This window comes from Geojedonia litorea (assembly GCF_042654525.1).
Classification (GTDB): domain Bacteria; phylum Bacteroidota; class Bacteroidia; order Flavobacteriales; family Flavobacteriaceae; genus Geojedonia; species Geojedonia litorea.
Window position 1 is genome coordinate 1,096,420 of sequence record NZ_JBHSGP010000014.1, and the last position, 26,998, is coordinate 1,123,417.

Consider the following 26,998-nt stretch of genomic DNA (forward strand, 5'->3'; position numbering starts at 1 on the left):
AATTATGAAAAATTTAGAAAAATATTTAAGATTGAATATAAAAGTAGCTCTAGTATGCTTGCTTTTATCAATATTTTCTTGCGAGAATTATTTGCAAGATGAACTACTTTCAGAAACCTCTGTTGATTTTATTTATAATACCCCAGAAGGGTTGGAATTAGCAACTGTAGGTTTGTATGATTTGAATAGAAGACTTTATCAAAGCAATGCACTTTCAAATAGCGGCTTGCCTTTGGTTCCACAAGCAAAAACAGATTTAGTATTACCAAGAGCAGGTGAGATCGCTTTTATGGCTCGTCAAGTAACCTGGGGTATAGATCAAACAAGGCATGGGACGAAACAATTAGCCGAATTTTGGAAACATTATTATAGGTTAATTGACAGGTCTAATGCTGTTATTAAGTATGCTCAAGATGTGAATTTTGACGATGAGAACTTAAAAAGGAGACTTATAGCCGAAGCCAAATGTTTCAGAGCAAATTCTTACTTCACTTTGTATAGACAGTTTAATAATATTTTTATAACTACAGAGCCTACGACACCAGAAAATGCTTTTGAACGACCTCAAGATAAATCTTCAGTTGAAGAAATATTCGCACTACTAAATAGTGATTTAAATGACGCTATTAATGATCTAGATTGGACAACTTCAGAGATTGGAAGATGGACGCAAGCATCGGCACGTCATTTGAAAGCTAAAGTTGCAATTTGGCAAAAGGACTATACCGAAGCAGCCGCTCAAGCCGATGCGGTTATCAACAATGGTAATTATAGTTTACTGCCAAAAACTAGTGACGTATTCTTGAATGACATGAATCATTCAGAAAATTTATTCTCCATTCAATACAAAGATAACGCCATAGGAGGTGGTGGAACCAATCAAATGAATTTTCAGTTAATACCTCAATATGATGTTGTTCCAGGAGCAAAATTTTCGATTGAAAATGGCGGAAATGGATTAGGAGGTTTATTAATGAATGACTACTTGGTGAATTTATTAGCTGAAGACCCTAATGATGACAGAGATGATGGCAGCTATTATATAACTTTATATAGATACAATGACGCCGAAAACTTACCTCCAGGAAAACAAATAGGAGATCCTATAACGTTATATAATCGAAATTCAACAAATAGAAATGAAAGACTAAATTTCTACAGAATTTTGAACCCAGGTTGCGTTAAATTTAGACAGGAAACTGCAGATCCTTCAGAAGCAAATCATATTTCTACAATCATGATTTACAGATTGGCAGAAACCTATTTAATTGGAGCTGAAGCACATATGATGTTAAACAATACTTCAAAGGCACTTCAATATATTAATGCGGTAAGAAATAGAGCCAAAGCAGCTAGTATTACAGCTATAGATATGAAGGCAATTTCCGATGAAAGAGCACGTGAATTGGCTTTTGAAGGACAACGTTTTTACTTTTTAAAGCGAACGGGCACCTTCTTGTCTCAATTACAGCAATACGCTGGAGACAATAAAGGAGATTTTGACCATGCTAGAACTGCAGTTCAAGATTACTATGTAAATTGGCCAATACCAATTGCAGAGTTAAATCTTTTAGGACCTAATTACCCACAAAATGACGGCTATCCAGAATAGGTCTTAAAATTATTTGTACTTAATTTAGTATAATTATTTACGATTACAACTTAAGGATAACACTTATCCTTAAGTTGTAATTAACTTAATCGAACAAAACACCTATACCTTTGACCATAAGCACCTGAATTATGAAAATTGGCATAAGCTATTTCTTTTTACTTTACACATTTATAAGTTTTAATGCTTGCAATTTAAAATCGAATTCCAATTTTGTATTTGCAAACAATCCCGTTATTGCCCACCGCGGTGCTTGGAAAACCAACAATCTTCCACATAATTCAATTGCCTCTTTAAAACAAGCTATAGCTTTAAATTGTACAGGGTCAGAATTTGATGTTAGAATCACGGCTGATGATGTGCTCATTGTTACGCATGATCCCGATTATAACAATCTCATAGTTGAAGAATCTACATACGCTGAATTGTCAAAATTTAAACTTTCAAATGGCGAAACCTTACCCAGATTAAAGGAATATTTAATTGCCGGGATGAAAAACAATGATTCTACAGGGTTGGTTATTGAAATAAAGCCAGCTAAAATAGAAGGCAGAAATCAAATTATAGCTGAAAATGTCATGAAATTGGTAAAGGAGCTTAAAGCCGAACCTTATATTTTGACTTATATCAGTTTTAGTTATGAAATCCTCAATAGAATTAAAGAATTAGATCCTAACGCTAAAACCCAATATTTGGATGGATCAAAAGCACCAGAGCGTTTAAAAGAAGACGGCATTACTGGGCTAGACTATTTAGTGTACACCTACAAAAAGCATCCTCAATGGATGACCTCTGCAAAGGAACTTGATTTAGTTCTAAATGCTTGGACGGTTAATAAAACCGAAGATATCGATTGGTTTTTGGCTAATGATTTTGATTATATCACCACTGATCAACCAGAGTTAGTATTTGAACGTATCCAAGCTAGCCCAGTGAATAATGGGTATGAATTGGTTTGGAGCGATGAGTTTAATTATAATGGCAAACCAGATCCAAATAATTGGGTTTATGATTATGGGTTTATTGCCAATCAAGAAAAACAATATTATACAGATAGCCTGAAAAATGCTAGAGTAGAAAATGGCCAATTGATTATTGAAGCTCACAAAGAAAAAATTGCGAATAAGGATTTTAAAAACCCAGAAATTAAAGATTGGGCGAAATATAAAAGAGAAATTGATTCTGCACTATATACTTCTGCTAGGATAAAAACAGAAGGACTTGCAGCCTGGCAATATGGTTATATAGAAGTGAGAGCAAAATTGCCAAAGGGACGTGGTATGTGGCCTGCCATTTGGATGTTAAGCGAAAACAGAAGAACCATAGGCTGGCCAGAAAGCGGTGAAATAGATATTATGGAGCATGTAGGGTATGATAACGATTCTGTTCATGGGACCATTCATACCAAGGCATACAATCATATGAAAGGAACTCAAAAAGGTAAAGCAATTTTTATAGATAATCCTAATGACGAGTTTCATGTATTTGCATTAGAATGGACACCCGAAAAAATGGATTTTATATTAGATGGAGTAGTTTATAATCATATAAAAAATGAGCATAAAACCACTGCCGAATGGCCTTTCGATCAAAAATTTTACCTTATTCTAAATGTTGCTGTTGGTGGCATGTGGGGAGGTCAAAAAGGTATTGACGATTCCATTTTTCCACAAAAAATGGTGGTTGACTATGTGAGGGTTTTTCAAAAAAAGAAGTAATAGATGAAATATTATTTAGCACAAATTATAATTATGATCCTGTGTTTTACAAGCTGTAAAAGTCTGCACCAAACTCATGACGAAAATCAAGATTTTAGTGTGATGACCTATAATATTCGACTAGATGTCGCTTCAGATGGTGAAAATGCGTGGCCTAACAGAAAGAATTTTTTAATTTCCCAACTACGCTATTTTAGCCCCGATATTCTCGGTGTTCAAGAAGCACGGCCTAACCAAATGAGTGATTTGTCATCTGCTCTAACAGATTATAAGTCAATAGGAATAGGAAGAGACGGTGATGGTCAAGGTGAATTTTCAGCGATATTTTATAATTCAAATACAGTTAAAGTTGAAAATGAAAGCACTTTTTGGCTTTCAGAAACACCTTATAAAGTGTCTCAAGGTTGGGATGCGGCTTATCCAAGAATTTGTACCTACGGTTTATTTACGTACATAAAAAGCAACAAAAAAGTATGGGTGTTTAATACACATTTAGATCATGTGGGATCTGAAGCCCAGTTACAAGGGATGCAACTCATTCTAAAAAAAATAAATGAAGTAAATACTAAAAACTATCCCGTAATATTAACTGGGGATTTTAATGTAGAACCAAACAGTTTACTTATCAACAATCTTAAAGAGAAAATGAAGGATTCAAAAGATTTGGCAAAAGTCACTTTTGGCTCCAATGGGACATTTAATGGTTTCAAATTCCATGAACCAGTCACTAGAAGAATTGACTACATCATGGTATCTAATTCAGATCATATAGAAGTCCAGAAGTATGCTGTTTTATCAAGTTCTGTTGATTTAAAATATCCTTCAGATCATTTTCCGGTACTCGTAAATTTTAAATTAAAATAGTCTTATGAAGAAGCAGATTATAGTTTTTCTATTGACATACGGTTTGATTTTAATTTTTCTTTTCAGTTTTTCTAGCTTTAAAAATGAAAAAAGTTATAATGGAAATTCAGATATACCAAATACTATAGAATCAAAAGTAGATTCCATTTTAAGTTTAATGTATTTAAATGAAAAAATAGGTCAGCTAGTGCAATACAGCGGCGGTTGGGATGCAACAGGGCCGTCATCATCAAAAGGAGATCAACATAAATTAGATAAGTTAAAAAAGGGAGAAGTGGGTTCTATGTTAAACGTGTCTTCTGTATCCGCTATTAGAGAAACACAAAAGTTAGTCATGGAGCATTCAAGACTAAAAATCCCTTTAATTTTTGGCTACGATGTTATTCATGGTTATAAAACTATTTTTCCTATCCCACTGGGTGAAACCGCAAGCTGGGATTTGGACATCATAGAGCAATCGGCTTCTATAGCGGCAAAAGAAACAGCGGCTTCTGGAATAAACTGGACTTTTGCCCCTATGATTGATGTGTCTAGAGATGCACGATGGGGAAGAATTATGGAAGGTGCAGGTGAAGATCCTTATTTAAACAGTGTTGTTGGCGTAGCGCGCATTAATGGGTTTCAGGGAAATGATTTATCTGATATACATACAATTGCGGCCTGTGCAAAACATTTTGCAGGTTATGGTTTTTCTGAAGCTGGCCGTGATTATAATACGGTAAGTATTGGAGAATATGAGTTGCATAATACTATTTTGCCTCCATTTAAGGCGGCAGCAGAAGCAGGTGTGGCAACGTTTATGAATTCGTTCAATGATATTGATGGCATTCCGGCAACAGGACATAAACTACTTCAACGAGATATATTGAAAAACGAATGGGATTGGGATGGTTTTGTGGTGTCTGATTGGGGCTCAATTGGTGAAATGATTGCTCATGGTTACGCTGAAGACAAAAAACATGCATCTGAAATCGCTATGAATGCTGGAAGTGACATGGACATGGAGTCGTATGCTTATGAAGCTCATTTAGAAAGTTTACTTAAAGAAGACAAAATATCTATAGCGCAAATTGATGAAGCCGTAAAACGTATTTTACGTATTAAATTTGAGTTAGGTTTATTTGATGATCCCTATAAGTATTGTAATGAAGATAGAGAAGCATCAGAAGTTTACACTAAAGAACATTTGGCTATTGCTCGTGACGTGGCAAAAAAATCAATTGTTTTATTAAAAAATGAAAATAAAATATTACCACTTTCAAAAAAACTAAAAAGTATTGCAGTTATTGGACCTTTGGCAAACGACAAAAATTCGCCTCTGGGGAATTGGAGAGCGAAAGCCACCTATAATTCGGCGGTATCAGTGTTTGAAGGTATTAAGAATGCTATTGACAACAATACCGTGGTGCATTACGCCAAGGGGATTAATTTAACAATACCAACGGTAGAAGAGGGTTCGAACCAATTTCTACATCCCTTAAAATTTAACACCACTGATAGAACTGGAATTGACGAGGCCGTTGAAATAGCTAAAAAATCAGAAATGGTGGTATTAGCAATTGGCGAAGATGCCTATCAAACAGGTGAAGGTAGAAGTCAAACCAACATTGGCTTTTTTGGTTTACAAAATGAATTGTTAGAAGCTGTTTATAAAGTGAACAAAAATATAGTCATTGTATTAATGAACGGAAGGCCGATGGATTTAAGTAGAGTATCAGAAATTGCACCAGCAATTTTAGAATGCTGGCATTTAGGATCAGAATCTGGAAACGCTATTGCCGATGTTCTCTTTGGTGATTATAATCCTTCAGGTAAACTTCCGGTGTCATTCCCTCATCATGTTGGTCAAGAACCTCTTTATTATAATCAAAAGAATACAGGACGCCCATATAGCGCTACCCATGTCACCTTTTCTGGTTATCGAGATGCTCCAAAATCGGCTTTATACCCATTCGGTTTTGGCTTGAGTTATACCACCTTTGACTATAATAAGTTAGAATTAAGTAAAAATGACATCTCAAAAGATGGAGAACTTAAAGTGTCGGTAAATGTTACCAATACTGGTGATAGAGATGGTGAAGAAGTGGTGCAATTGTATATTCGCGATCTCGTTGGAAGTTTAGTGAGACCAATAAAAGAATTAAAAGGATTTAAAAAGTTAATGCTGAAAGCAGGTGAAACTAAAACCGTGACTTTTGTAATAAATTCAAAAACATTAGAATTTTATACTGCAAATAAAAAATGGGAAGTAGAACCAGGTGAGTTTAATGTCTGGGTTGGTGGTGATTCAAATGCAACTTTAAAAGGGTCGTTTAAAGTATCATCTAATTAATTTACATATACCCGCCTTCCTGAATAATAAATTAATATTTTTAATAACAACGCATAATATAAACCAAAATTTGTTCAATAGAGAAACTTTAATTCAAGAATTAAATGCCCAATCTCATTGGGACCTAATTGTAATTGGTGGAGGAGCCACAGGTTTAGGGATTGCATTAGATAGTGCATCACGAGGCTACAAAACCCTTCTTTTAGAGCAGGTTGATTTCGCCAAAGGGACCTCAAGTCGAAGTACTAAATTAGTTCATGGTGGGGTGAGGTATTTGGCACAAGGTAACATAGACTTGGTAAGGGAAGCTTTATATGAACGAGGCTTACTTTTAAAAAATGCTTCACACTTGGTAAATAAACAATCCTTCATAATTCCAAATTATAAAAGGTGGGATGGCCTTTTTTATACCATAGGACTTAAAATTTATGATTTCCTGGCTGGTAAATTAAGCTTTGGAAAGTCTGTTAGGATATCCAAAAAGAAAACAATATCTCGATTAAAAACCATAAAATCAAAACGCCTTAAAGGTGGTGTTGTCTATTTCGATGGTCAGTTTGACGATGCAAGGTTAGCAGTAAATATTGCGCAAACCTGTTTAGAACATGGGGCAACCGTATTAAACCATTGCAAAGTAGAATACTTGTTGAAAAGTGATAATGGGTTGGTCAATGGTGTTGTTGCTAAAGATTTGGAGACAGGTTCAATATATAACCTGTATGCTAAAGTGGTTGTAAATGCAACAGGAGTATTTACTGATGATATACTTAAAATGGATAATGAAACAGCTAATAATTTGGTGCGTCCAAGCCAAGGCATCCATTTGGTTTTGGATCGCTCATTTTTACCCGGCGATGACGCCATTATGATTCCTAAAACTGACGATGGACGTGTGCTTTTTTTAGTGCCTTGGCATAATAGAGTTGTTGTAGGTACTACCGATACGCTGTTAGATAGTCATAGTTTGGAGCCGAAAGCATTAGACAATGAAATAGATTTTATTCTTCAAACTTTAAATCGATATTTAAACAAAAACGTTTCAAAAAAAGATGTTTTATCGGTTTTTGCTGGGTTGCGCCCTTTGGCGGCACCAAAAGATGATTCCGAAACCACAAAAGAAATATCCAGAAGTCACAAAATTATGGTTTCAGAATCTGAATTAATTACTATAACAGGCGGCAAGTGGACCTCCTATCGTCGTATGGCCCAAGACACCTTGAACAAAATTATCGAGCTAAAAAAACTTCCTAGAAAAGCCTGTGTTTCCAATAATTTATTAATTCACGGTGCAAATGGACCTGTTGATCGTTCTAGTCATTTGTATGTATATGGAACCGACCGTATAGCTATAGATAATCTTATAAAAGAATCTCCAGAATTAGGTGAAAAATTACACCCAAAGCTTGAGTTTTTAAAAGCCGAAGTAGTCTGGGCTGCCAGAAATGAAATGGCTAGAACAGTTGAAGATGTGTTGGCGCGACGCGTTAGAATCCTGTTTTTAGATGCTAAAGTAGCATTGGCTGTGGCACCTAAAGTAGCAGAAATATTGGCTTCAGAATTAAATAGATCTGAAGAATGGAAATTAAACCAAATCATGGACTTTAATAGAATAGCAAAGAAGTACATTCTATAAATGAAAAAGAATTATTAATTTTAATGAATTCCCTTTAGGGTCTTTATGTAAACGATTTTAAATATGAATACATACATCCTTGCTTTAGACCAAGGCACAACAAGTTCAAGAGCTATAGTTTTTGATAGGGAAGGGAACGCTATTTCGGTTGCTCAAAAAGAATTTACTCAATATTTTCCTAGTCCAGGATGGGTTGAACATGACCCTCAAGAAATTTGGTCAACACAAGCTGGTGTGGCTGCTGAAGCTATAGCTAAAAAAGGCCTAAATGTAGAAAACATAGCCGCAATAGGAATTACCAATCAGCGCGAAACAGTAGTAGTTTGGGATAAGAATACAGGTAAGCCTGTTTATAATGCCATAGTTTGGCAGGACAAGAGAACATCAAGTTATTGTGACGAGTTAAAAAAACTTGGTAAAGAAGCTCTTATTAGGCAAAAAACAGGACTGGTTATCGATTCCTATTTTTCAGGAACCAAAGTAAAATGGATTTTGGACAATGTAGAAGGTGCTAGACAAAAAGCTGAATCGGGTGATCTTATTTTAGGTACAATTGATACTTGGTTAATCTGGAATTTCACTAAAGGAGAACAGCATATTACCGATGTTTCCAATGCATCCAGAACCCTGTTGTTTAACATAAATACAATGGATTGGGATGATGAATTGCTTGATTTGCTTACAATTCCAAAAAGTATGTTGCCTAAAGTAAAACAATCAAGTGAAGTTTATGGTCATACTAAATCCACATTTTACGACAGCAAAATTCCTATTTCAGGTATTGCAGGAGATCAACAAGCGGCCTTATTTGGACAAATGTGTACAAAGCCAGGTATGGTAAAAAACACCTATGGAACAGGCTGTTTTATGTTGATGAACATTGGAGACCAACCAAAAGTATCGAAGAATAATTTATTGACAACCGTTGCTTGGAAAATAAATGGTAAAACAAGCTATGCCTTAGAAGGGAGTATTTTTATTGCTGGCGCAGTTGTACAGTGGTTGAGAGATGGCTTAAAAATTATAAGAAACTCTTCAGAAGTTGAATCTTTGGCAAATTCGGTAGAGCATTCTGATGGGGTCTACTTTGTTCCAGCTTTTGCGGGTCTTGGTGCACCACATTGGAATCAGCAAGCACAAGGAACTCTATTTGGATTGACAAGAGGAAGCACTGACGCCCATATTGCAAGAGCAGCTTTAGAATCAATTGCCTATCAAACCATGGATATTTTGAAGGCTATGGAAGCCGATTCAGGAATATCAATTAAGGAATTACGAGTAGATGGTGGTGCTACGGTTAATAATATGCTTATGCAGTTCCAAGCAGATGTATTAAATACAATGACAGTAAGACCTAAAGTAGTAGAAACTACGGCCATGGGTGCTGCATTTTTGGCTGGATTAGCAGTAGGATTTTGGAAATCACCTGAGGACATCCAAAACATCTGGCAGATTGATAAAGAATTCCACCCCACAACAGCTCGTCAACAAATAAACGAAGGTGTTAAAGGCTGGTATAAAGCTATTGAAGCACTGGAGTTTTGGGCTAAAGACAAAAACTAATTACTAACTACTAACTACTAACTACTAATATTCAAACTTATGACACCATTTATTTCTGAAATTATAGGAACAGCTATGCTCATTTTATTGGGTGGAGGCGTAGTGGCCAATGTAGTACTTAATAAAACCACCGGTCATGGCAGTGGTTGGATTGTGATTACAACAGGATGGGCTTTAGCGGTATATGTAGCCGTTGTGATTGCAGGTCCTTACAGTGGTGCTCATATCAATCCAGCAGTAAGTATAGGTTTAGCTGTAGCTGGGAAATTCCCATGGGTAGATGTGCCTATGTATGTCCTTGCTCAAATGATAGGTGCCATGATAGGATCTTTGCTGGTTTGGATATTGTATAAAAATCATTTTGAAGCTACTGATGATGGTGAAACAAAAAGAGCCGTGTTTTGTACCTCACCTTCAATTCGAAATACAGTGATGAATTGTATTAGTGAGGCCATAGGAACTTTTGTACTTATATTTACCATATTATATTTTACTGATGCATCCATTAATGATACCGAAACTGTTGTTGGACTAGGTTCGTTAGGGGCTTTACCTGTTGCTTTTTTAGTTTGGGCTATTGGTTTGTCTTTGGGAGGTACAACGGGTTATGCTATAAATCCTGCTAGGGATTTAGGTCCTAGGATTATGCATTCTATTTTGCCTATAAAAGATAAGGCTTCAAATGATTGGAGTTATTCATGGATTCCTGTTTTAGGACCGATTGCAGGTGCATCATTAGCTGCGCTTCTTATGTTGGGTTTATCCTAAAATAAACAGGATAGAGGATTAAAAATCTTCAATTAAAATATTAAAAGAGATCGTTTAAAATCTCGTCATCAATTAAGTTAGGTAATGTGACTTTTAGATTGGGTGTACGTTCCATTTCACGCTTAATGGCAAATAGTGCTTCTTCATTTCTAGCCCAACTTCTGCGAGCTATACCATTATTAACGTCATAAAATAGCATCGCACGTAATCGGTTTTCAGCTTCCTTGGAACCGTCAAGTAACATTCCAAATCCTCCGTTAATCACTTCGCCCCAACCAACACCACCGCCGTTGTGAATGGATACCCATGTTGCTCCTCTAAAACTGTCGCCAATAACATTGTGAATGGCCATATCGGCGGTAAACTTACTGCCATCATAGATATTGGAAGTTTCTCTAAATGGAGAATCTGTTCCGCTTACATCATGATGGTCTCGTCCTAATACCACAGGGCCAATCTTACCATTAGCTATAGCATTGTTAAAGGCTGTAGCAATTTTAATTCGTCCTTCAGCGTCGGCATATAAAATTCGAGCTTGAGATCCAACCACCATATTATTTTGTTTGGCATCCTTAATCCAAGTGATATTGTCTTGCATTTGTAGTTGAATCTCTTCAGGAGAATTTTCTTTGATTTCTCGAAGTATTTCCATCGCAATTTTGTCAGTTGTGTCCAGGTCCTCTGACTTTCCGGAAGTACATACCCATCTAAATGGACCAAAACCATAATCAAAGCACATTGGGCCTAAAATATCCTGTACGTAGGACGGGAATTTGAAATCGATGTTGTTATTGGCCATGACATCGGCTCCTGCCCGAGATGCTTCTAGTAAAAATGCATTCCCATAGTCAAAAAAATAGGTGCCTTTAGCTGCGTGTTTGTTTATTGACGCGGCTTGCCTACGTAAGGATTCCTGGACTTTTTTCTTAAATAATTCAGGGTTATCCTTTATTAAGTTATTTGATTCTTCATATGAAAGCCCCACAGGATAGTACCCACCAGTCCAAGGGATATGCAGCGACGTTTGATCGGAGCCTAAATGAATAAAAATATTTTCAGCGTCAAAACGCTCCCAGACGTCAACAATATTTCCTATGTATGCGATTGAAACAACTTCGTTATGTTCTTGTGCTTTTTTCACTCGAATAATGAGCTCATCCATTGTGTTAATCAATACATCAACCCATCCTTGTTCGTAACGTTTGGTTGCGGCTTTTGGATTTACTTCAGCACAAACAGTGATACAGCCTGCAATGTTTCCTGCTTTTGGTTGCGCTCCACTCATACCTCCAAGACCGGCAGTTAAAAATAGTTTTCCAGCTGGTGTTTCTCCTTTTGAAAGTACTTTTCTAAAGGCGTTCATTACTGTAATTGTTGTACCATGAACAATGCCTTGTGGACCTATATACATAAAAGAACCTGCTGTCATTTGACCATACTGTGTAACCCCAAGTGCGTTGAATTTTTCCCAGTCATCAGGTTTGGAATAGTTAGGGATCATCATGCCATTAGTGACCACAACCCTTGGTGCGTTTTTTGAAGATGGGAAAAGCCCCATGGGATGTCCAGAATAGATATGTAAGGTTTGTTCATCGGTCATGGTGGCAAGATATTGCATCACCAAAAGATATTGTGCCCAATTTTGAAAAACAGCACCATTGCCTCCATAGGTTATCAACTCTTCAGGATGTTGTGCAACTTCTGGATTCAAATTATTTTGAATCATCAACATAATTGCTGCAGCCTGCAAGGATTTTGCAGGATATTCTGTAATAGGCCGAGCATAGAATTCATAATCAGGTTTGAATTGATACATATAAATACGGCCGTAGGTTTTTAGTTCGTCGGCAAACTCAGGAGCAAGGGTAGCGTGCCATTGATTTGGAAAGTATCTTAACGCATTTTTTATGGCAAGCCTTTTTTCTTCTACAGAAAGAATGTCTTTTCGTTTAGGCGCCCTATTAGCCTCACTTGAGTAGACTTTTTTTACCGGTAATTCTTTAGGTATGCCTTGTAATAGTTGCTCTTGAAAGGTCATAGTATTTACAGTTTATCCAACGTTGAATGATTGATTTTTAACCAAAGCGATTAGCGTGTTGATATCGTCTTTTAAAAGACGATCTTCTTCTAACTTATCAACATGCTTTCTAATGATTTTGAAGTTGTCTTCAATTAGAACAGAAAATGTATTTGGCCTTCTAAATTCTAAAGCCTGTGCTGCGTACATCAATTCAATAGCCAGTATTTTTTCAATATTTTCTAGAATTTGATTGAACTTTCGTCCTGAAATACTTCCCATTGAGACATGGTCTTCTTGGCCCAAAGAAGTAGGAATACTATCAGCTGAAGGAGGAAAACATAGCGATTTATTTTCGGTAACTAATGCTGCTGTTGTGTATTGTGGGATCATAAACCCAGAATTTAATCCACCAGCTTCGGTTAATAACCGAGGCAATCCAAATTTACCTTCGATTAAAAGATAACATCTGCGATCAGCGATATTACCTAATTCAGAAGCTGCAATTGAGGCATAATCTAAAGCCATAGCTAAAGGTTGCCCATGGAAGTTACCGCCTGAAATTGCCTCGGTTTCACTTAAAATGATTGGATTGTCGGTGACAGAATTTAATTCAATTTCTGTGAGTTCTTCCAAATGGTAAAATGCATTTCTTGAAGCACCGTGAACCTGTGGGATACATCGCATTGAATATGGATCTTGAACACGGGCACAGGTTTCATGCGAGGTTATGTTTTCTGAATCTTTAAAAAGCATTCGCATGCGTTTAGCCACCTTTAAATTGCCTTTGAATGGTCTAATTTGGTGCAAGGCATCCTTGAATGGTGAAGCACTGCCTTGATAGCCTTCGATACTCATAGCGCCCGCAACATCGGCTAAATCCAATAGATAAGCCATTTTGTTTAATCCGAGAATCGCATGCGCTAGAATAAATTGGGTGCCGTTTATTAGAGCAAGACCTTCTTTGGCTTGTAATTGAATTGGTTCAAGCCTGTGTTTGTTTAAAATATCTATTGCAGGAACTATATTGCCATCAGCCCAAAACTCACCTTCACCTAATAGAGGTAAAAACAAATGTGAGAGCGGTGCCAAATCACCTGATGCCCCAACTGAACCTTGTTCTGGAACTACAGGCAATAGGTCATTTTCTATGAAATAAATAATGCGTTCGATGACACTTAATCTAATTCCTGAAAATCCCTGACATAAGGCATGGACTTTGCAAATCATCATAAGCTTTGAAAGCTCTTTTTCAATAGGTTTTCCAACGCCTACGGCGTGCGTTAACAGTAAGTTTTCTTGAAGTTTACTAGTTTCTTTCGGGGTAATCTGTACATCACATAGTGGGCCAAATCCAGTATTGACCCCATATACAGCCTTGTTATTATTGGCAATAGTTTCTACTCGAGATCTACTCTCATTAACTTTTTTAATAGCTTCAGAAGATAAAATTGCCTTTATTGAACCTCTGGAAATGGCTATAACTTTTTCTATGGTTAGATGATCTGTTCCGTAATTAAACATCATATTTAGATTAATTGGTATTGAATTACACAAAGTTATCATTATTTTTAATGCCTATTAATACTAAATAAGTAACAAATAATAACCATGAGTTATCAAATAGAATTGCGTCATATGATCTATTTTTTGGCTGTGGCCGAAGATTTGCATTTTAGAAAGGCCGCAGATCGATTATATATCTCACAACCTGGATTAAGTAGACAAATAAAACAAATGGAGGATCATTTGGGTGTTTCGTTGTTTGATAGGCATAACAGAAAAGTAGAGTTAACCAAGTCAGGCGAATTTCTCCAGAAAGAGATTACATCAATTCTAAAACGGTTAGACACTGCTATTGATCATGCAAAACTAGTGGGTCAAGGACTAGCAGGAGATTTAAAGTTAGGGTATGTGGGTTCAGCTATGCAAAATATAATTCCTGATATGCTACTAAAGTTTAGAAAAGCACATCCAAATGTGTTATTAAGCTTAAAAGAAATGGATAATAACAAACAAATTGAGCAATTACTAACGCATAATCTCGATTTAGGCTTTGTGCGTTCAGAACGTGTACCTCGAGGTTTAGGAATAAAGGCTATTTTAGAAGAAACGTTTTCACTAGTATTACCTATAGATCATCATCTCACTGAAGCCAATTTTGAAAATCTTTCTCAACTTAAAAATGAGCCGTTTATTTTGTTTGATCCCAATTATAGTGCTTCCTATTATGAAACGGTGATGCAAATTTTTGATGATTGTAAATTTGCTCCGCTCATCACACATAATACCATTCATCCAAATTCTATTTACAAGTTAGTTGAAAACAAATTTGGAGTGTCTATTGTTCCAAAATCTCTTGAAATCACAGAAAATCATGCTGTAAGGTTTATTGAGCTTTCAAAAATCCCTCAAAGAACTGTATTGTCAATGGTTTGGAATAAGGAAAGTTCTAACCCTATACTACAAGGGTTTTTAAATAGTGTGTTTTCATGAATTTAAAAAAGAGAAGAATATAATCATCTAAAATTTTGTAAGAACTAGATGTCATAATCTATTCAATTTAACGAAATGATATAACATGTTGTATTATAGTTTTTTAGTGCGTCCAATTTTGTATAATTAAAATATAGATATGTATTTTGTCGAATAAAAATGCATTTAATCGATGAAATTGATTTTTTTTATATATGTTTGCTTCCTATTAACCGCAATTTGTTGTTGAATGATAACCGCTCCATTCTTTAACTTACACCTATTTAGGATAAGTATATTTTGTCTTTTATTTAGTATAGCCGCCAATTCTCAAGGTGATATTCAAGTAGAAATTATTGGTGGTTCTATTGTATATGAATATGACATCATTAATATTACAGCTGGAAATGCAATCTCATTTAGGGTTACAAATAAGGGTTCAAACTCTAATTGTGGTAATCTAAAGATTGAAGATATTTCTTTAGACCCAGCCACAGGATTTACATTAGAGCATGAATCCTTACCTAAGAATATCAAACCAGAAGCGTGTAAAAATGGTAATAAATATGTAGATTTTGTTATTACTAATGTAAGTGGTAATTGCAATGCTTATACAGAAGTTACAATTTTAATGAATGGGAGTAATGGGGACTTTAAATTTATATTTACTTTATCAGGCGAACCAGAAATTAATGTTTTGGGAGGGAATCCTTTTTCTGATATTGTACATGGTTCAACAACAACTTCTGCAACCAATGGCACTTATTATGGTGTAGTAGATGAGGGAGCATCAGTATCTCGTAATTTTATTATTACTAGCACGGGAAGTTGCCCTTTAGATATCACTTCAATAAGTAGCTCATTAGCCGATTTTACTGTAGCTCCTTATATTGTTTTGCCTGATAATACAGTGGCTAATTTACCCCAAAGTATAGACCCTGGTTCCTATATAATATTTATAGTTTCTTTTCTGGCACCTACACCAGCAACACCTGGAACTTACACGTCTACGATTAGTATTGCCAATAGTGATAATACCACCTTTACTTTTGATGTCAGCGCTGAAATATTTGACTTTAATATACCAGGGCCTGGAGGGATAACTGCCGATTTTAGGTTGTGGTTAAAATCAACCAGAGGGGTAATAAAAGATGGGAGTTCAAAAGTGTCACAGTGGAAAGATATAGGGACTAATGGCAAGCATGCCGAGCAACCGGTTTCGGTCAATCAACCTACTTATATTGATAATGCGGCATCAAATATCAACTTTAATCCGGTAATAAAGTTTGAAAATGATGGGAGTAGTTTGGAGCAATTCCTCTACAATGATGATAATGGTTTTTACAGTCAAGATATGTTTATAGTTATGATTCCAGATGCGACCATGACTAGCTCGTCCTCTAGAAACACCATCTTTGCAGGTGTGTCATCGAGTAGCGTTGGTGATTTAACAGGCGTAGGTTTTGGAGATTACTCAACCCGATTTACAAATGAAACTTTGTCCTATAACCAAAATACAACAGGCTCGTTTAATGGTGCAGCAGAAACCAACACATCATATTCCAATGCAGGAATAATAAATGTTAGAAACAATTCTGTTAGCTCTCCAACAGGACAAGATATTTTATTTAACGCTAGCGTATTAAGTACTTCGAGTATTAATGATGTTTCTTTCGCTAATGTTGGTTTTACAGATACAGAGGCACCATATACTGTTTTTGGAACCGAGTATTGGATTGGTAAAAACTTCGATATTCAGGGGAGTTTAAATGGTCGTGTTGCGGAGGTTTTCACTTTTGCCGAGCGTGTTCCAGATGCTGGCAGGCAAAAAATCGAGTCGTATTTAGCTATTAAATATGGGATTACACTGGGTGCTTCAACCGAGGCCCAAAAGGATTATGTCAATTCATTTGGCTCTAAAGTATGGGATATTGCAGCCAATTCTGGGTATAATTACCATGTAGCAGGAATAGGAAGAGATTCTATATCGGATTTAAACCAAAAACAATCAAAAACGCTAAACTTAACCAATGAAGTCACCATTGGTTTGGATGGGATATTTACAACTAACAATGCCAATATCAATGAGTTTAAAGAGGATGGGGATTTTCTGGTCTGGGGGTCCAATAATGGGTCATTTTCAGGAACGAGTTCAAATACGGTAACTATAGCTTCTGGGATTACTACTTCTTTAACACGAATTGATAGAAAATGGAAGATTGTAGAATCTGTTGAAGCTGTAAATGGTGATGTAGAAAATGTTTATGTTTCTATTCCTACTGCGGCCTTTAGTAGTTTTTCTAAATTAGCTACTGAAGAATATGTTCTTATCGTTGCTGATAATGCAAATTTTGGCAATGGCGATATTATAGATGTGATTCCTTTAAAATCAGATGGTGGTTCAAACCTTCAAACCTGGTACGATTTTGATGGCACTAAATTTTTCACTTTTGGGAAAGCACCAAAACTTACTGAGGACCATTCTATAAGTATAGCTTCTGGAGATTATTTGGTTGGAGAATATAGTTTAAACCTTAATGTTGTGGCCTTTACGATTTCGGCTTGGGTAAAAAGTGCCCCTACAGCAAGTACTCGCACTATTATGGCCAAAGGCAGTAAGCTGCAATTACGCTTAAATCCTTCAAGCCAAGTTGAGGTTATTATTGACAACGTAGTGACCCCAAGGTTTACCTCAACCATGGTACTTAACGATAACAAATGGCATCAGGTTTCATTGGTTTATAATAACGGGACCTTATTTTTATATGTCGATGGTGTATTGGATAAATCGGAACAGAATGTGGTAGCGCCTTCCCCTAATTATAATCATTTTTCAGTTGGAGCTGTTTACATAGACAAGAATAATATCATTAATCCATTTTTGGGAGACATTGATGAGGTTTATGTATGGGATCAGGCGCTTACAACAAATCAGGTCCGCTATCTTATGAACCAAGAGGTAGAAAAGATTTCTGAAATGATTAACGGTAGGGTTGTTCCTGCCGGAGCTTCAAGCAATGAAGCTGCATCAATACCTTATGATAAGCTTAAAGCGTATTATGATTTTAATACGTTTTATGGATCTACGGTAGAGAGTTTGGTTGATGACAGAAATTTTATACGCTTAAAATATTTGGACAAGAGTAAGTCATTGGTAGGATCACAAACCATTCCAATGCCCTATGTTTCTGTTGCAAATGGCGAATGGGATAGTGCTGGTACTTGGGAGAATAGTGCCTATAATATGTTGCCCAATGCTTTGAGTTTAGATGGCGTGACTTATATCGATTGGAATATTGTCGAAACATCACATGACATTACTTCAGGAGACCGTAACATCACGGTTTTAGGGTTGAAGAATAATTCAGGAACAATTACAATTGCAGACCCTAATGAGGCTCAAGACGAGACCAATTCGGGCCAAGGACTTACTGTAACGCATTATCTGGAATTAGATGGGGTTATTGATTTAGTTGGGGAATCTCAATTAATTCAAAGTGAGGGTAGTATTGTAGATGCAGATAGTGGCGGATATATTGAACGGGATCAACAAGGAACGGCAAATAGCTTTAACTATAATTATTGGTCGTCATCGGTTGCTCCAATAGCAGGCAATACAGCCACTAGAGGAACAGGAATAGCCGCAACAAACACAAGCCACACACTTGAAGACGTGTTGTTTGATGGCACCATATCATCAACATATCAGCCCATAACCTTTAATTCTTCAGTCACGGCGGCTGATTCAAGTACACCAACAACCCCAAGAACCATTAGTTCGAATTGGTTATATAAATTTTATGGTGTGGCAGATGATTATAATGCTTGGATAAAAATCAATCAATTGTCATCATTAATGCCAGGAGAAGGATTTACAATGAAAGGCACATCGGGTGCGGCAGATATTTTAACAAGTTCACAAAATTATGTATTTAAAGGACTTCCCAATAATGGAACGATTACACTAGCGTTGGATAAATCCTCTGGTGAAGTTGAAAGACTTATAGGAAATCCATACCCTTCAGCTATCGATGCAACGGCTTTCATTATTGATAACTTAAGCCTTGCCGATGGGGGAACAAACACCAATGGAACGGTTTTCAATGGAGCGCTTTATTTCTGGGATCATTTTGGAGAGGAGAATTCACACCAATTGGGAGCCTATGTAGGAGGCTATGCAACAAGAAACTTAACCGGTGGCGTTGCAGCTATTTCAAATGATAGTAGAATAAACACGACCTCAAATGCAGGTGGTCCGGCTGTTGGAACTAAAATTCCAGGAGAATTCATACCTGTAAACCAAGGGTTTTTTGTGTCCACAGCATTGGATGGATTTAATAATGATAATGGCGTACCTATAACCACTGTAGATGGTGGCACGATTGTATTTAAAAACAGTCAACGCGCATTTGTTACAGAAGCCATCAGCACAGAATCTAGTTTTTTAAGAACCAGCTCAAAAAGTAGTTCAAAAAGTAAAAAGGCAAATCCAATAATACGATTGACCTATGATTCCCCACTGGGATACCATAGACAAATTGCCATTGGCACACATGAAAAGGCGACAGATGGGTTTGATTTAGGATTTGACGCTTTCATTGCCGATATCAATGAAGAAGACATGTACTGGACTTTCAGCAAGCGAAAGTTTGTAATTCAAGGGGTGAATAGCTTTAATGCAGAACAAGAATTTCCTTTAGAGTTGATCGTGAAAAAGACAGGGACAGCCAAAATTAGACTGGACAGTATGGAGAACTTAAGTTCGAAAACCTCACTTTATATTAAGGATAAAGTGACAGGTGAAATAACTCAAATTAATGAGAAGCCATTCAAAGTTGAATTAGAACCGGGGACTTATAAGAATAGATTTAGTTTGGTGTTTCAGTCGTCTCAAAGCAGACTTTTAGAATCAAATGAGATGGCTATTGATCAAGATTTTTCAGTAGCTTATACTTCAGAAGCCTCCTTATTACAAATTCAATTACCAAAAGACAGGAAGGCCAATAGCGTTGAAATATATGATTTTATGGGTAAAGAACTTAAGTCTTTAAAGCCAAGCGAGGTTAACCAAATAAAGCCAATTCGCATTGAAAAAGGGATTTACATTTTGAAGATAACTACAGATCAAGGTGTAATGAGTAAAAAAGTCATTCTAAAATAAACTATAAATCAAACACTTACGAATGAAAATACTTAAAATGTAATAGTGTAAAAATAAGTTTGCACATAAAAAAGCTAATACCTAAATTTGAAAGAAATAGTTTAACCACAACAAAAACCTTATAACATTATGGAAGGATATTGCGTAAAATGTAAATCTAAAAAAGAAATTAGCGGTGCTGCCGAAGTTACTATGAAAAACGGTAGAAAAGCTATGAAAGGAAAATGCCCATCTTGCGGGACAGGCATGTTTAGAATTTTAGGTAAGGCATAATTTAAGTTTTAGATTACATTATGTATCTAAAAAAGTCTAGAATTAGATACGTCATTTAAGCGTTAATATTCAGACATTAATACTTTACAAGTTAAAAAAGCACCATTATTTTAATGGTGCTTTTTTATTTATACTTTAATACATGGAAACCTATGATTCATTCTTTTAGTCTTTAATAGCATAAATGATTAATTGGAAATTAAAAAATCAGTAATAAGCTTAATTAGCTCATCGCGATATTCAGATTTAAATAAATGTTGCGCATGGAATGACCCCTTAAAGGTTTTTAATTGCTTTGGAGGATTACTTTCATTAAAAATTTGGTTTACTTTCTTAAACAAACCCTCGCCTTCTGATACTACGATTAATTTTTCGATGGTTTCACTTGAAATTGCTTTTCCTCCCGCTGGAGCAAGTAAAATCACTTTCTTTAAGCTGATATCCATTTCAAGTTCAAGAGCATTTAAAATAGCTGCACCGCCCATACTGCCTCCAACAAGAGCTATGCTATCATAACCTTCTTTTTTTAGATAATCTACAGCGCTTAAAATATCAAAAGCCCTGTTTGTTGTATTTCCTTTTTTGCTGTTTCCGTAACCCCTGAAATCTATACAGAGCGAAGCTATTCCTTTAGACTGTAAATGATCAGCCATAAAATACCAGCTTTCTTTATTAAAAACAGCGCCGTGTGCAAATACCACTGCAAGATCTTTGTTGCCCTCAAAAAATGAAGCTTCAATTATTCCGTCGTCTTGAGTTGAGAAACTTACCAATTTAAAGTCAAGTGTTTCCTCTGTATTAACTTGAAAATTAATTGACATAACATTTAGTGAAACTATAAGTATAAAAACTCTACAGAACATAGTTTGAATTTTAGTATCCTTTTTAAAGATAAAACAAATTTAATTTAGAATTAATCAGTTTCAATTATAACTATTTGCATCATAGTGTTCTATAAATCGGAAAAAAGATTTATTTTAGTAGGCGGTGCGAAAAATCGTGCATTATATTATCATAATAATCTGCCCAGATTTACTGTTATTCACCTATCTGTTATTAAATAGTAACCAACCAATATTTTAATAATGAAAAATGTAAATCTTTTAAAAGTCGTTTTAATATCAATCTGTTTCCTTTTCAGTTTTAATTATGTTTTAGCTCAAGAGCCTGACAAGAAAGACAGAAATATGTTTGGGCACTATATTCCAAGAGGGCTCACAAAAACTTCAGATAATTTAGCAGATGGCTATGTGATGTTTGTCCCCACTAATTCAGCTTCAGTTTATCTAATTAACCGAAAAGGAGAAGTGGTTCATGAATGGAAAGGAATTTACAGTACGCATAGTCCCTATTTAAATGATGATGGCTCTATTACGCTTTTAGCTGAAGATCCTGATTTTCCTGTTTTTGCAGGTGGAGGAGAAGCCGGTCGACTTCAAAAAATAAGTTGGGAAAGTAAAGTGTTATGGGATTTTGAGTATGCTGATGAGCAACAGCACGCCCATCATGACATAGCGGTTATGCCCAATGGTAATGTTTTGGCCATAGCTTGGGAAGCAAGAAGCGCAGAAGAAGTTATAGAAGCTGGAAGAAAACCGGATATGACACCCAAAGCTGGACTGTGGACTTCTAAAATTGTAGAAATCCAACCTCTGGATAAAATTCATGGCAAGGTGGTTTGGGAATGGAAAATTTGGGATCACTTAATTCAAGATTTTGATAAAGAGAAAAAAAATTATGGAGATGTTGCTGCACATCCCGAGTTGTTAGACTTTAATGCGGGTGAAGAATTGCCAAAACCCATTACACAAGATAGTCTTGATGTTTTGCGCAAAATGAACAGGGTTAGAAGAAATACAACAATTGATAACAGAGGATCGGATGTATACCATCTCAATGCCATTAATTATAATGCCGAGTTAGATCAAATTGCTTTTAGTTCGCCAAGTTTAAATGAGGTATTTATTATTGATCATAGCACAACTACAGAAGAAGCCGCTGGCCATACTGGTGGTAGATGGGGTAAAGGAGGTGATTTTTTATACCGTTGGGGAAACCCGCAAAATTACCGCCAAGGTGACTCCACCCATCAACAATCCTTTGGGCAACATGATATACGTTGGATTGAAAAAGGACATCCAGGTGAGGGGAGTTTGACGTTTTTTAACAATCACATTCAAGGAAGAAAAGATAGTTTAGAATATTCTGCAGTCTATCAAATTAAACCATTAACCGATTCTAAAGGTAATTATGTACTTATGGAAAACAAACGATTTGCACCTGCCGAACCTGAATGGAAATATATAGCCAAAGATACGCTGTCGTTTTTTGGAAGTTTTGTCTCTGGAGCGCAACGAATGAAAAATGGAAATACATTTATTAATGAAGGCCCAAAAGGACGATTTTTTGAAGTGACGCCAGAAGGAGATATTGTTTGGGAATACTTAAATCAACATCGTGGAAACATACATCACCCCAATGGAGACCCTGTTTCGATAAAGCCGTTTACTTATTTTATGTTTAGGTCTAACTTTATTCCTGCAGATCACCCAGGTTTAAAAGGTAAGGAACTAACCCCATTAGATCCACAACCTGTTCCGTTCAAATTGCCTCCAAAAGAAGAAAAGAAAGAAGCGGACAAATAAATAAGTAGCGTATTACCTATAAATGTTTAATGAATAAAGAAAATTTGCATACACATACATTAGAGAAATTATTTGGATCAATAAAACTGAACATTTTAAAGCAGAATGAAACCATTAGAATAGTTCAATTAGAAGATGAAACAAGTCAAGTGAGAACTTTGGCAATAGTGAGATTTTTTAACGTGAAGGGACAAAATCTCAAAGAAGCATATGAAAAAATTTTAAATGGAAGCCTGTTAGGTAAAACCTTGTGTGAATTTAATATTGATTTTAATAAGGAGCCTATTGGGTCAATCCAGGTTAAAATTCCAATATGGTTACAAAAAGGTTTCAAAAGTACCAAAGATTCAAGCCTAGGATTTGTCTCCCAAATTTGGGTAAATGACAGCGCTGTTAGCAATTCCTTTTTATTTTCAGAGATTATTGAAATTATTCCAGCAGAATTAAAGAACAATTATAAACACAAAGTAAAGCCAATACCTAAAGTGGAAGACTCAATAATGTCTTTACTTAATGAGGCTAAAATAGAACTCATAAAACCAGACCACGAATTATGATAAGTTGTATAGTCATTGGGGCAGGACCAGGAGGCATTGTGGCCACCAAAGAGCTTATTGAAAAGGGATTCACTGATGTGCTTTGTTTAGAACAGTCCACCGAACTTGGTGGTGTTTTTACCAAAAGCTATGATAATTTGCTTTTAACGTCTTCGGTAACCTTTAGTATGTTTTCTGATTTTTGGGTTGGAGAAGGTAAAAGCCATCATTTTTGGACTAAAGAAGAAGCAGTAGAATACTGGAAAGGTTACGCCCAACATTATAATGTTGTAGAGCATATTCGTTTTAATTCAAAAGTTAAATCCGTAGTAAGTAATAACAATCATTCATGGCAGATTACAATTGCTACGGGAGAATCCTTCACTTGTAAAAACCTCATTTTGGCCACAGGGAATAATAATATACCGAGGTTTCCAGAATGGCATAACAAGTTAACTGATGTGTTTTATAGTCATTCTAAAGATTATAAAAATGCAGATCGTTTTAAGGGTAAACGTGTTTTGGTTGTTGGCGGAGGAGAATCTGGTTCGGATGTTGCTTATGAAATTTCTCAAGTGGCTGAACAGTGTTGGGTAAGTTTAAGAGAATCAACAGGTTGGATTGTACCTCGCAAACGTGGTGAACACGCAGCAGATGTTTCAACTCATCGCGGTATTTGGGATTTACCTCGTGACTATGGCAAGCAATTAAGCCCATTTGTTTTAAAGCTTGAGCGCAGCAGGAAGGATCCTGTCTTTGATGCTTTGGCAGATCTTAATGATAAAGTAAAAGCCAGTAAAGGTATTTGGGGTATATATGGTACTAAAACTTTGGCATTGCCAAAAGCCATAGCGCATCATGGTTGTAAGGTTGTTGATGATATTGTAAAGGTCGAAAACGGAGGTAAATTATTAACCTCTAAAAGTGGGGATATTTTAAATGATGTAGATGCCATTGTGTTTTCTACAGGTTATCACAACCAAAACGATTTTATGCCAGAAGGCCTAAAAATTTGCGATCCAAGACAACTATATAAGCATATGTTCCATCTTGATTATGGTGACCGACTGGCTTGGATAGGCTGGGCAAGACCTGGATTTGGTAGTCAATTTCCTATCATGGAAATGCAGTCTCGTTATTGTGCACTTATATTTTCTAAAGAAATGAAACTTCCAAATTTAGAAAGCATGAAAACCAATATTGAAGCCTTCATGGTCAATTATAAAGATCAATTTGAAGGCAATTGTGATCGAATAAGAAGTTTAGTGGATTACCATCATTATATGAACGATATGTCAAAAATTATAGGATGTAGGCCCCCTATCGTAAAGTATTTCTTTACTAATCCAAAGCTTTGGTTGCATCTTATGTATGGCCCAACACAGGCTACACAATTTAGATTGAAGGGGCCAGGAAAGAAAGTTAAATTGGCCAAAGAAATCATTTATAAGTTACCCATTAGCACCTATAATCATATTGTCAAGGCAGGATTAAAAGGACGATTGCAGTATTTTGTAAAAGCAATTTTCCCAAATGTGATTTACCAATCTGTTTATAGAATAGGTAGATAAATGGCTAGAAAAAAGATTTTTATAGTTAGTGAAAAAAGGTTAAATTCGGTGGATTGTTTTTTATTTCAATAAGTTATGAAATGAAATAAATAGAGTTTGCCTTCCCCAATTTTAATTGATTAAACCTAAATTATTAATGTTCTAAAACCAACCTTTATGAAAATTCGCTTTATTTTTTTATTGACCTTACTAGTCTGTTTTACATGGTCATGTAAAACAGATACCTCTAAACAAGAGGTTACTGAAGTCGTCGAAGTTAAACAGTGGAAACCAGAAGATACCAGAGCTCTAGCTGGGGTTACCGAAAAAAGAGGCTTGATATTAAAGACTGATATGGCCACACCGGGGTATGTTATGTTTTCACCTTCATTCGGTACAGATACTTATTTAATGGATTTGGACGGAACTATTGTTCACAAATGGCCAGGTGAAGTGAGTACAATGTTGAGCAGTTATCTTTTTGATAGTGGGCACCTATTTAGGATTGAAAGAGATGAAAATTTTCCTGTCTTCGCTTTTGGAGGGCAAGCAGGAATCATACGTGAATATGATTGGGATGGTAATTTGATTTGGGATTATAAATTGGCAAATGGAAAAGAACTCCTTCACCACGATATTGAAGTTATGCCCAATGGGAATGTACTTGCAATTTGCTATAAAGCTAGAACCCCTGAAGAATCCATCGCAGCTGGGCGCGATCCACAACGCGTTTTAAAAGGAGGACTTTGGATAGATAAGATTATTGAAATTAAGCCCATTAGACCAAGTGGTGGAGAAATAGTATGGGAATGGGATATGTGGGACCATCTTGTTCAAGATTTTGATTCTACCAAGGCAAACTATGGCGTTATAAAAGACCATCCGCGAAAAATTAATATCAATACCCATAGTGCAGAAGCTGAAGCAGGACCACTTATGGATGAAGCACAAATTGAACAAATGAAAGCCATGGCAATCATGACTTCCAATGCTACGGTGGATAATCAGCGTTCAGATATCACACATGTAAATGCAGTAGCATATAATGCAGAGTTGGATCAAATTGCTTTTAGCTGTCCAGGGTTTAATGAAATTTATATTATAGACCATAGTATTTCAACTGAAGAGGCTAAAGGTAGTGCAGGTGATTTACTTTATAGGTGGGGTAATCCTCAAAATTATGGTGGGGGAACCGAAAAAGATCAAAAACTTTTTGTTCAGCACGATGTTAAATGGATTCCAAAAGGTTACCCTGGTGAAGGGCATTTAATGGCTTTTAACAATAACATTCATAATCCAGACAATAAATTGCCTTCATTGGGTGCAGCTTTAGGAAAGGCACAATCACCTGACCCGCACGTTGCGGTAGGCGACTTTGGGAATTATAGTTCTGTGGTTGAGTGGGTCTTGCCTGAAATGCAGGATGGGACTTATAAGATTTCAAACGAGGGTGCTTTTGGCCCCTCTGAACCTTATTGGGAATATATTGCACCAGACAAATATTCGTTTTACTCTCCCTTTGTTTCGGGTGCGCAACGCTTAAAAAATGGGAATACCCTTATAACTGAAGGAGTGAGAGGTCGTTTTTTTGAAGTGAACCCGGAAAAGAAAATAGTATGGGAATATTGGAATCCCTATAACAACGGCTATACCTTGCCTGATGGTTCGGTTCCTCAACCCGTTGGGCCTTTTATATATGCCCAATTTAGAAGCACGCATTTCATGCCTGATTTCCCGGCATTTGCGGGTAAAGATTTAAAACCAATTTCACCGCAGCCTGAGCCATTTATATTTAAAATGCCGCCGCCGCCGCCAACAAAATCATCAGATAGCATTAAATAATTAAAACCA

The 26,998-nt window shown here is 36.2% G+C and carries 17 protein-coding genes; 14 read left to right on the top strand and 3 right to left on the bottom strand.

The window, feature by feature from the left end; genetic code table 11:
- Positions 1-4: 4 nt before the first annotated feature.
- The 7 genes from ACFO5O_RS12810 to ACFO5O_RS12840 all read left to right on the top strand — a co-directional run bounded on the left by ACFO5O_RS12810 (position 5) and on the right by ACFO5O_RS12840 (position 10,490).
- Positions 5-1,612, top strand: a complete 1,608-nt coding sequence (locus ACFO5O_RS12810; protein WP_387964391.1) for a RagB/SusD family nutrient uptake outer membrane protein — start codon at positions 5-7, stop codon at positions 1,610-1,612.
- Positions 1,613-1,743: 131 nt separating this feature from the next.
- A complete protein-coding gene (locus tag ACFO5O_RS12815) occupies positions 1,744-3,330 on the top strand; it encodes a family 16 glycosylhydrolase (RefSeq protein WP_387964393.1) in 1,587 nt (528 codons plus the stop codon).
- 3 nt (positions 3,331-3,333) lie between these two features.
- Complete coding sequence (locus ACFO5O_RS12820) at positions 3,334-4,194, top strand: endonuclease/exonuclease/phosphatase family protein (protein WP_387964395.1); 861 nt, start codon at positions 3,334-3,336, stop codon at positions 4,192-4,194.
- Positions 4,195-4,198: 4 nt separating this feature from the next.
- A complete protein-coding gene (gene bglX / locus ACFO5O_RS12825) occupies positions 4,199-6,526 on the top strand; it encodes a beta-glucosidase BglX (RefSeq protein WP_387964397.1) in 2,328 nt (775 codons plus the stop codon).
- Positions 6,527-6,596: 70 nt separating this feature from the next.
- Complete coding sequence (locus tag ACFO5O_RS12830; RefSeq protein ID WP_387964399.1) at positions 6,597-8,159, top strand: glycerol-3-phosphate dehydrogenase/oxidase; 1,563 nt, start codon at positions 6,597-6,599, stop codon at positions 8,157-8,159.
- A gap of 63 nt (positions 8,160-8,222) precedes the next feature.
- Positions 8,223-9,722 carry a glycerol kinase GlpK gene (glpK, locus tag ACFO5O_RS12835; RefSeq protein WP_387964402.1) on the top strand — a complete coding sequence of 500 codons (1,500 nt, stop codon included), beginning with the start codon at positions 8,223-8,225 and terminating at the stop codon, positions 9,720-9,722.
- Positions 9,723-9,761: 39 nt separating this feature from the next.
- Positions 9,762-10,490, top strand: coding sequence for an MIP/aquaporin family protein (locus tag ACFO5O_RS12840; RefSeq protein WP_387964404.1), 729 nt, complete (start codon positions 9,762-9,764; stop codon positions 10,488-10,490).
- Positions 10,491-10,530: 40 nt separating this feature from the next.
- On the opposite strand, the gene ACFO5O_RS12845 is transcribed toward ACFO5O_RS12840, so the two are convergent.
- Complete coding sequence (locus ACFO5O_RS12845; protein WP_387964406.1) at positions 10,531-12,528, bottom strand: urocanate hydratase; 1,998 nt, start codon at positions 12,526-12,528, stop codon at positions 10,531-10,533.
- Between the two features lie 12 nt (positions 12,529-12,540).
- A complete protein-coding gene (gene hutH / locus ACFO5O_RS12850; protein WP_387965133.1) occupies positions 12,541-14,031 on the bottom strand; it encodes a histidine ammonia-lyase in 1,491 nt (496 codons plus the stop codon).
- Positions 14,032-14,118: 87 nt separating this feature from the next.
- On the opposite strand from hutH, the gene ACFO5O_RS12855 reads away from it, so the two are divergent.
- From ACFO5O_RS12855 to ACFO5O_RS12865, 3 genes are all read left to right on the top strand, one after another.
- Complete coding sequence (locus ACFO5O_RS12855; RefSeq protein WP_387964408.1) at positions 14,119-15,003, top strand: LysR family transcriptional regulator; 885 nt, start codon at positions 14,119-14,121, stop codon at positions 15,001-15,003.
- Between the two features lie 229 nt (positions 15,004-15,232).
- Positions 15,233-20,143 carry a DUF8202 domain-containing protein gene (locus ACFO5O_RS12860; RefSeq protein ID WP_387964410.1) on the top strand — a complete coding sequence of 1,637 codons (4,911 nt, stop codon included), beginning with the start codon at positions 15,233-15,235 and terminating at the stop codon, positions 20,141-20,143.
- Between the two features lie 129 nt (positions 20,144-20,272).
- Positions 20,273-20,416 (top strand): DUF5679 domain-containing protein, encoded by a 144-nt coding sequence (locus ACFO5O_RS12865; protein WP_387964412.1) that lies wholly within the window; start codon positions 20,273-20,275, stop codon positions 20,414-20,416.
- 188 nt (positions 20,417-20,604) lie between these two features.
- Here the strand turns inward: ACFO5O_RS12865 and ACFO5O_RS12870 are convergent, their stop codons facing one another.
- On the bottom strand, positions 20,605-21,237 hold the full coding sequence (locus tag ACFO5O_RS12870; protein WP_387964414.1) for an alpha/beta hydrolase: 633 nt from the start codon (positions 21,235-21,237) through the stop codon (positions 20,605-20,607).
- A gap of 264 nt (positions 21,238-21,501) precedes the next feature.
- Here ACFO5O_RS12870 and ACFO5O_RS12875 point away from each other — a divergent pair, with 264 nt between their 5' ends.
- The 4 genes from ACFO5O_RS12875 (at position 21,502) to ACFO5O_RS12890 (ending at position 26,989) form a co-directional block, all read left to right on the top strand.
- Positions 21,502-23,061, top strand: a complete 1,560-nt coding sequence (locus ACFO5O_RS12875) for an aryl-sulfate sulfotransferase (RefSeq protein ID WP_387964416.1) — start codon at positions 21,502-21,504, stop codon at positions 23,059-23,061.
- 29 nt (positions 23,062-23,090) lie between these two features.
- Complete coding sequence (locus ACFO5O_RS12880) at positions 23,091-23,618, top strand: hypothetical protein (protein ID WP_387964417.1); 528 nt, start codon at positions 23,091-23,093, stop codon at positions 23,616-23,618.
- Positions 23,615-25,168, top strand: a complete 1,554-nt coding sequence (locus tag ACFO5O_RS12885) for a flavin-containing monooxygenase (protein ID WP_387964419.1) — start codon at positions 23,615-23,617, stop codon at positions 25,166-25,168. Before ACFO5O_RS12880 ends, ACFO5O_RS12885 begins: the two co-directional genes overlap by 4 nt.
- A 156-nt stretch (positions 25,169-25,324) precedes the next feature.
- On the top strand, positions 25,325-26,989 hold the full coding sequence (locus tag ACFO5O_RS12890) for an aryl-sulfate sulfotransferase (RefSeq protein ID WP_387964421.1): 1,665 nt from the start codon (positions 25,325-25,327) through the stop codon (positions 26,987-26,989).
- Positions 26,990-26,998: the final 9 nt, after the last annotated feature.